The sequence below is a fragment of the Legionella sp. genome, assembly GCF_049790535.1.
Taxonomy (GTDB): Bacteria; Pseudomonadota; Gammaproteobacteria; order Legionellales; family Legionellaceae; genus Legionella.
This window is the reverse complement of the sequence record NZ_JBAQZB010000090.1, coordinates 1-7,122: the sequence shown is the minus strand read 5'-3', so window position 1 is coordinate 7,122 and position 7,122 is coordinate 1. Positions and strand designations below refer to the sequence as shown.

Sequence of the window (7,122 nt, the reverse complement as noted above, 5' to 3'; positions counted from 1 at the left end):
TGTCTCCAGTTGGACCAGTGTCTCCAGTTGGACCAGTGTCTCCAGTTGGACCAGTGTCTCCAGTTGGACCAGTGTCTCCAGTTGGACCAGTATCTCCAGTTGGGCCAGTATCTCCAGTTGGGCCAGTGTCTCCAGTTGGACCAGTATCTCCAGTTGGACCAGTATCTCCAGTTGGACCAGTTGGGCCAGTATTTCCAGTTGCACCTGTATCCCCAGTAGCTCCAGTCGCACCAGTTGCTGGTCCAGCAGGTCCAGTCGCACCAGTGGCTCCAGTCGTTCCATTTATTCCAGTGGCACCAGTCGCTCCATTTATTCCAGTGGCTCCAGTAGGTCCAGTGGCGCCTATACCTAATCCTGTATTAATCAGACACGTTAAAATCTGATTCATAGTTCCTTCGCTAACGGGATTAGCATGTCTAGGTCTCAAATTATTTAGACATACGGCTTGTTCAGGAGTGATAGCTGCATATGAAGTAGAAGAAACAATGAAGGGAAACAGATTTAAAGTTCCTAAAGCAGTGACTAAAGCACGTTTTGTGAAATTTGGCATCTTCATGGTTATTTTATCCCTAATTAAAAGTTAACTTCTATAGAAACTAAGCCACCTTGCCAAGTTGGCATGTTAGCATATCTCGCAGTTCCTTCTTCTAAATTCACTTGACTTAATCGTTGTGTATTGCCGAAAAAGCGTTGGTAACTCAATATGAGACGTGTATTAGTTGTAACATCATAACCTGCGCCAACTTGTAGCTCAGCGTTCCATTGAGAAGTACTATGAATATTTGCGTCAGTAATCATTGATTTCATATAAACACCACCAGCTTTAACTTGAGCAAAAATTGGAGAAGTAAAATGATATTTTAATGTACCTAAGATATCGATAAGAGGGTATATTGTAAGAAATACTGGCAAAGGATCCACAACGCCAATAAAAAAGGGAGCAGTAGTTCGACTGCTCAGTTGCATGCGGCTGCCAGACTGAACACCTAATTCAGCCCCTACTAAGATATAGGGACGGAAATTAAATAAAGAACCAATTGCCAAACGACTAAATCCAGTGTCTCCAGTATTACCATGCATGGACTGAAAGTTGCCATATCCACCACCTAAACTGTAATATGGAAAAAAGTTTTGTCCTACAACACCGTCTTTATCAATGGTGTAAGGATTTTTTGCAGCATATGGTGTATTAATTAAGAAAAGCGTAGACAAAAATACGCTAGCCAATTTAATTTTAGAACTCTTTAAAGAAAAAATCATAATAATATCCTTATCAGTTATGGTAACCAAAATGCAATTTTATTGTAAATTTAAAATAAAATCTATAGGTAAATTTACTTTCTAAAAAATATGTCTTTTTAAAATTGGATTGTTCAAAATTAAATTTTTTATTAAGATTGGCAATCTCAATGAAAGTAAAAAAACAAAAAAATATCTTAATATTGGCAGAGAATTTGATTGAATGTAACCGATCCCATCGTTAAAATATAAGAAAGTATACTATCCAATGATTTTTGAGATCTTTAAGCTCAGGCGTGGCTCAGTTCAGTAGTCAGTGGGAAATAATAAACAGGATGTATCAAAGTGAAACTGTTAGCTAATGATCTTGATTATATTCTTCTGCACACTAATCCCTTATGGGAGAATCTCCGTAATCAACGTATATTTATTACAGGGGGGACTGGTTTTTTTGGATGTTGGCTTTTAGAGAGTTTGGTTTCAGCTAACAAACTATTTAAGTTGAATACCACTGCTGTTATATTAACGCGTAGCCCTGAGCAATTTAAAAAAAAGTGTCCACATTTATTTTTAGAACCTTGTCTAATAGTTCACAAAGGTGATGTACAGAATTTTAAATTTCCTGAAGGAGAATTTTCTTACATTATTCACGCAGCGACAGACACTGATAGTGAGTACCCGGAACTAATGTTTCAAACAATTACTCAAGGAACAGTACACACCCTAGATTTTGCAAGGCAAGCGGGGGTCAGAAGTATTTTATTAACAAGCTCGGGGGCTATTTACGGTAGGCAGCCTGCTAATATTAGTCATCTATTTGAAAATTCTTCATCTTATTCACTTAATGAAGCATCAGCCTATGCAAGAGGGAAGCGCAAAGCAGAAGAACTTTGCGACTATTATGCAACGCAATTTAATTTAAATATTAAAATAGCGAGATGTTTTGCTTTTGTCGGTCCTCATTTACCCCTTGAAAGTCATTTTGCAATTGGTAATTTTATTAGAGATGGTTTGCAACAAAAAACCATTATTGTTAATAGTGATGGATCTTCTTATCGATCTTACTTATACGCAGCAGACTTAGCAATATGGTTATGGACTATTTTGTTTAGAGGAAAAACAATGCGTCCTTATAATGTAGGTTCTGATGAAGCATTAAATATTAGGGAGCTGGCCCATCAAGTTGCTAATAATTTTAGACCGTCACCGTCAATAAACATTAAGCAAATTCCTTCAACACGTCCTCCTGAACGATATGTGCCTGATATTAGTAGAGCTCGAGAAGAGTTAGGATTAGTTCCGGGGATAAATTTACAACAAGCAATACAAAAGACTATTAATTGGTATTCACATCTGGATTGGAATAACACAAATTAAAGTGAATGATTACATTACGGCATTCATACACAATACTAGGGTACTTTCATCAGGGCCAATAAAATCTATCATAAAGCCTTAATCATTATAATTTCCCTGAAACCAACCTTTGAAGCTCATTACGGGAGATTACTGGATTAATTTTTCCGAATCAAAGTCAAAAACTCAGCTCGGCTTGTTGGATTATTACGCATATCACCAAGCATGACAGAAGTACTCATTACTGAGTTTTGTTTTTCAACCCCGCGCATCATCATACACAGATGTTTCGCTTCAATAACTACCGCTACTCCATGAGCTCCAGTAATTGATTCGACGCAATTAGCAATTTCGGTAGTCAAGCGTTCTTGAATCTGTAAACGTCGTGCAAAAAAATCCACAATACGCGCAATTTTAGATAAACCAATCACTTTACCATTGGGGATGTAGCCAACATGGCATTTACCCAAAAAGGGCAATAGGTGATGTTCACACATGGAATACATTTCAATGTCGTTCACAATAACCATTTCGCTCATATCTGAGTCAAATAAGGCATCATTAATTATATCGTTCAAGTTTTCACGATAACCTTTAGTTAAATAGAGCATCGCATTTGCTGCGCGCACAGGTGTATCTGCTAAACCTTCACGAGTAACATCTTCTCCTAATTCGATTAACAAATTTTTATAAAGTTCATGCATAATAATATAATTCCTAACCTGGAGGCCATGTCATTTTTCGACCACCAAGTAAATGTAAATGAATGTGATAAACCGTCTGGCCTCCATCGGGATTAATATTAAAAACTAATCGGTAACCAGTATCACCGTGTCCTTCAGCCCGAGCAATTTTTTTTGCTCTTAAAATCATTTTTCCCAATAGGGCCTGCTCCTTATCCTCGATATCATTAATTGTATCAATGTGTTGCTTGGGTATGATTAACAGATGTGTAGGGGCTTGTGGATTAAGATCGCGAAAAGCCATTATCTCCTCATCCTCATAAACTATCGCAGTAGGAATTGAGCCTTCAGCAATTTTGCAAAACAAGCAATCCATAAGCATCCTTAATGATGGGTAAAAAAGTTATTATACATTTCTTGTGCATGTTGCAACAGCTTCTCTTTGCCTTTTGAGATGAATTTTCGCATAATAGCGGCGTATTAGCATGGGTTTGAACAGAAATTATATTAATTTAGATTAAAGGTGAAATAAATGAGTTTAATGAAGATTAAGGCTGGGAATAATGTTCCAAGTGAAATTAATGTTATTATTGAAATTCCCATGCATAGTGAGCCAGTTAAATATGAGGTAGACAAAGAGTCTGGTGCATTATTTGTTGACCGTTTTTTATCAACACCCATGTTTTATCCAGTTAACTACGGTTACATTCCTAATACTTTATCTGAAGATGGGGACCCAGTTGATGTGCTGGTAGTTACACCCGCTCCTCTAATTAATGCTTCAGTAATTTCATGTCGTGTTGTAGGGATGTTAAAAATGACGGATGAGTCCGGGACCGATGCCAAGTTATTAGCTGTTCCCACTAATAAATTAACCAACATCTATGATTCGGTGCACTCTTACACAGATTTGCCTCAACATTTATTAAATTTGATAACGCATTTTTTTACCCACTATAAAGATTTGGAAGTGGGCAAATGGGTTAAAGTTGATGGCTGGGTAGATGCTAATGTTGCTTTGGATGAAATTATGGCCAGTATAGCGCGTTTTAATGATAAAAACTAAGTTTTCAGTCTTTTATACACAATCGTTGTAGACCTTGGTTTGCAACGATAAAGATTGGTTATTCTTCTTGTCTCGCTTTCTTGTGCACCATATGATACTTTATTTTCTGGCATAAGTAAGCTTAAGGAAATTCGGTGGATCTCCATCTTTCTACGCTATTTATCTTATTGTTTTTCTTAATTATTCTCGCCGCTTTTTTTGCAGGGGCTGAAATAGGCATGATGTCTATTAATCGCTATAAGCTCAAGCATTTGGTTAAAAAAAACAATAAGCAAGCAATACGAGTTAATCAAATTCTTTCACGACCTGATCTGTTATTAAGTATCGTATTAATTGGCAATACGTTGGCAAATATTGTTGCCTCAACGATTGCTACCTTAATAGGTCAGCGCTTATATGGTGATGCAGGAGTAGCTATTGCTACTGTTTTGTTAACTCTGATTATTTTGGTATTTTCCGAAATGATACCTAAAACATATGCAGCCATTTATCCACAGCAAGTTGCTTTTGCTAGCTCATTACCGCTAAAAATGCTACAAAAACTTTTTGCGCCATTAGTGTGGATAAGTTCCTTCATTTCAAACAGTGTTTTACGTGTGTTTCATATCTCTATTGATCGTGTTCAAAAAGAAGCATTAACAGGAGAAGAATTACGTTCATTGGTCCATGAAACTGCAGGATTATTGCCAATTGAACATAAAGGGATGTTAATCAGTTTATTAGATTTAGAAACGGCCACTGTTGAAGACATTATGATTCCGAAGGCAGAAATTGTAGGAATTGATTTGGAGCAGCCATGGCTACAACTTCTTGAACAATTAGAAACCGCACAGCATACTCGATTACCTTTATATCGAAGTACTATCGATAACCTGGTAGGAATGATACATGTTCGTGATGTATTGAATTTGGCATTAGAGAATAAACTTAATATGAATAATCTATTGAGTGCAGGCGATGCTCCTTATTACATTCCTGAAGCAACCCCATTAAATATTCAAATTTTAAATTTTAGAAAAATGAAAAAACGAAGTTCATTTGTTGTTGATGAATACGGAAATATTTTAGGGCTGGTTACTATGGAAGATATCCTTGAAGAAATTGTGGGTGAATTCACTACAGATATTGCAGCACTGAGTCGAGATATTATTCCTCAAAGTGACAATTCAGTTATTGTGGATGCTGGTTTAACCTTGCGTCATCTAAATCGTTTAATGGGATGGCAATTGCCTTTGATCGGCCCCAAGACCTTAAGTGGCTTGATTGTTGAGTATCTTGGCTATATTCCCCCTGCGGAATCCTGTTTAATCATAGATAATTATCGTATTGAAATTTTAAAAATAAGTGATAATACGATTAAAAGTGTGAAAATATTTAAAGTAAATAAGAAGCGAAAATAACCATTAATTAAGCCTGAAGTTTAGAGTAGGCGCTAAATCTTTGAATTAAACATCTACCATTCATTATCAAATTGATCTACAGTTTGTCCATTTGATCAATCTTTAGTTGATTAATCTTTTAGTAAGATGGTAGCATATGCGCAGGTTTAAAATGTTAAGAATAATTAGTGTTAAATAATCGTATTAATTTTATCGAAACCTTTAAAACACAAATTAGGCATTCGAAGGGATAGGTGTAGGACTTAGTGTATGCCATTGAAGGTTTCCCATTTAAATATTTAAATAAGGAACACTATGAAAAGGATTTTAATCCCCCTATATTTTTTACTGCTATCGATTAGTCAGTTAGCGACAGCAAATACAGGTACAGGCCCTCTCTTCAATGTAACAGCAACAGGCTTTTCGGCAGAAGTGAATATTACTCTGTGCCTTAATGGATTGGGTATATTAAGCTGCCAATATTATAATGTGTCCGCATTAAATTTGAGCATAAGCACGATAGCGCATAATCATGTGTATCCAGCAGCTGGGATTAAAATCAATACGCCAGGCTACACAATTGAGGATTTAGGTGTTGTATGTACACCGATTAGCAATGGATATTGTTTATTTTCTGTAAGCGATACAGCCCCCAAAGCGATTACTCTGAAAAATACTCAACCTAAAGCTCAAACCATCAATTTTCTCAGTACTGCCCCCACCAATGCGGCAGTTGGTGGAGCAACGTACATTCCCACAGCGGTCTCAACTTCTGGCTTGCCCGTTACCTTGTCTATTGATGCCAGCAGTACCAGTATATGTACACTAAGTGGTAGTGTTGTTTCATTTATAGCAGACGGTATCTGCGTGATTAATGCCAATCAGGCTGGAAATGATAATTATGCAGCGGCCCCGCAAATGCAGCAAATGATCAGTGTAGACACCAGTTTCGGTGAAGGTATTCAAGTTCCTTTAACAGCTATTGCCACACCCAGTACTATTGTATACAACAGTACTTCCACCTTATCCACTACAGGCGGTTCTGGTAGCGGTGCTGTGAGTTATGCGGTAGTAACGGGCAGTGCCAATTGTTCGATTAGTGGCACTACGTTAACGGGTATTGGTGGCGGTACGTGTACGGTAACAGCGACTAAAGCGGCGGATGCAAATTATCTAGAAACCACCTCAAATCCGATTACCATCACAGTTAATCAGGCCTCACAAACCATTAGTTTCACCAGTACAACTCCCACCGATGCGACAGTGGGTGGCGCAACGTATACGCCCACCGCGATCTCGACTTCTGGTTTGCCTGTCACGATTACGGTTGATTCAAGCAGCACGAGCATTTGCTCGATAAATAGTGGTGTTGTATCCTTTCTTGCGGTAGGAACTTGTA

Annotated in this window: 7 protein-coding genes and 1 pseudogene; 4 read left to right on the top strand and 4 right to left on the bottom strand. The window is 37.5% G+C overall.

Features of this window, described 5'->3' with window-relative positions; translation table 11 throughout:
• Both WA877_RS05220 and WA877_RS05215 read right to left on the bottom strand, forming a co-directional pair.
• The coding region (locus WA877_RS05220) for a hypothetical protein (RefSeq protein ID WP_425169879.1) at positions 1–556 on the bottom strand (556 nt) is incomplete at its 3' end.
• 17 nt (positions 557–573) lie between these two features.
• Entirely contained in the window at positions 574–1,260 is a 687-nt protein-coding gene (locus tag WA877_RS05215) for a hypothetical protein (protein ID WP_425169878.1), read from the bottom strand.
• A gap of 324 nt (positions 1,261–1,584) precedes the next feature.
• Here WA877_RS05215 and WA877_RS05210 point away from each other — a divergent pair, with 324 nt between their 5' ends.
• Positions 1,585–2,616, top strand: coding sequence for an NAD-dependent epimerase/dehydratase family protein (locus WA877_RS05210; protein ID WP_425169877.1), 1,032 nt, complete (start codon positions 1,585–1,587; stop codon positions 2,614–2,616).
• A gap of 137 nt (positions 2,617–2,753) precedes the next feature.
• On the opposite strand, the gene folE is transcribed toward WA877_RS05210, so the two are convergent.
• Positions 2,754–3,299: a GTP cyclohydrolase I FolE gene (gene folE / locus WA877_RS05205; RefSeq protein ID WP_425169876.1), complete on the bottom strand. Its 546-nt coding sequence runs from the start codon at positions 3,297–3,299 to the stop codon at positions 2,754–2,756.
• A gap of 13 nt (positions 3,300–3,312) precedes the next feature.
• On the bottom strand, positions 3,313–3,654 hold the full coding sequence (locus WA877_RS05200) for a histidine triad nucleotide-binding protein (RefSeq protein ID WP_425169875.1): 342 nt from the start codon (positions 3,652–3,654) through the stop codon (positions 3,313–3,315).
• Positions 3,655–3,810: 156 nt separating this feature from the next.
• On the opposite strand from WA877_RS05200, the gene ppa reads away from it, so the two are divergent.
• From ppa to WA877_RS05185, 3 genes and pseudogenes are all read left to right on the top strand, one after another.
• Positions 3,811–4,344, top strand: coding sequence for an inorganic diphosphatase (gene ppa / locus WA877_RS05195; protein WP_425169874.1), 534 nt, complete (start codon positions 3,811–3,813; stop codon positions 4,342–4,344).
• A 134-nt stretch (positions 4,345–4,478) separates the two neighbouring features.
• Positions 4,479–5,744 carry an HlyC/CorC family transporter gene (locus WA877_RS05190; protein WP_425169873.1) on the top strand — a complete coding sequence of 422 codons (1,266 nt, stop codon included), beginning with the start codon at positions 4,479–4,481 and terminating at the stop codon, positions 5,742–5,744.
• Between the two features lie 294 nt (positions 5,745–6,038).
• Positions 6,039–7,122 (top strand): annotated as a pseudogene (locus WA877_RS05185) (hypothetical protein); the annotation flags it as partial.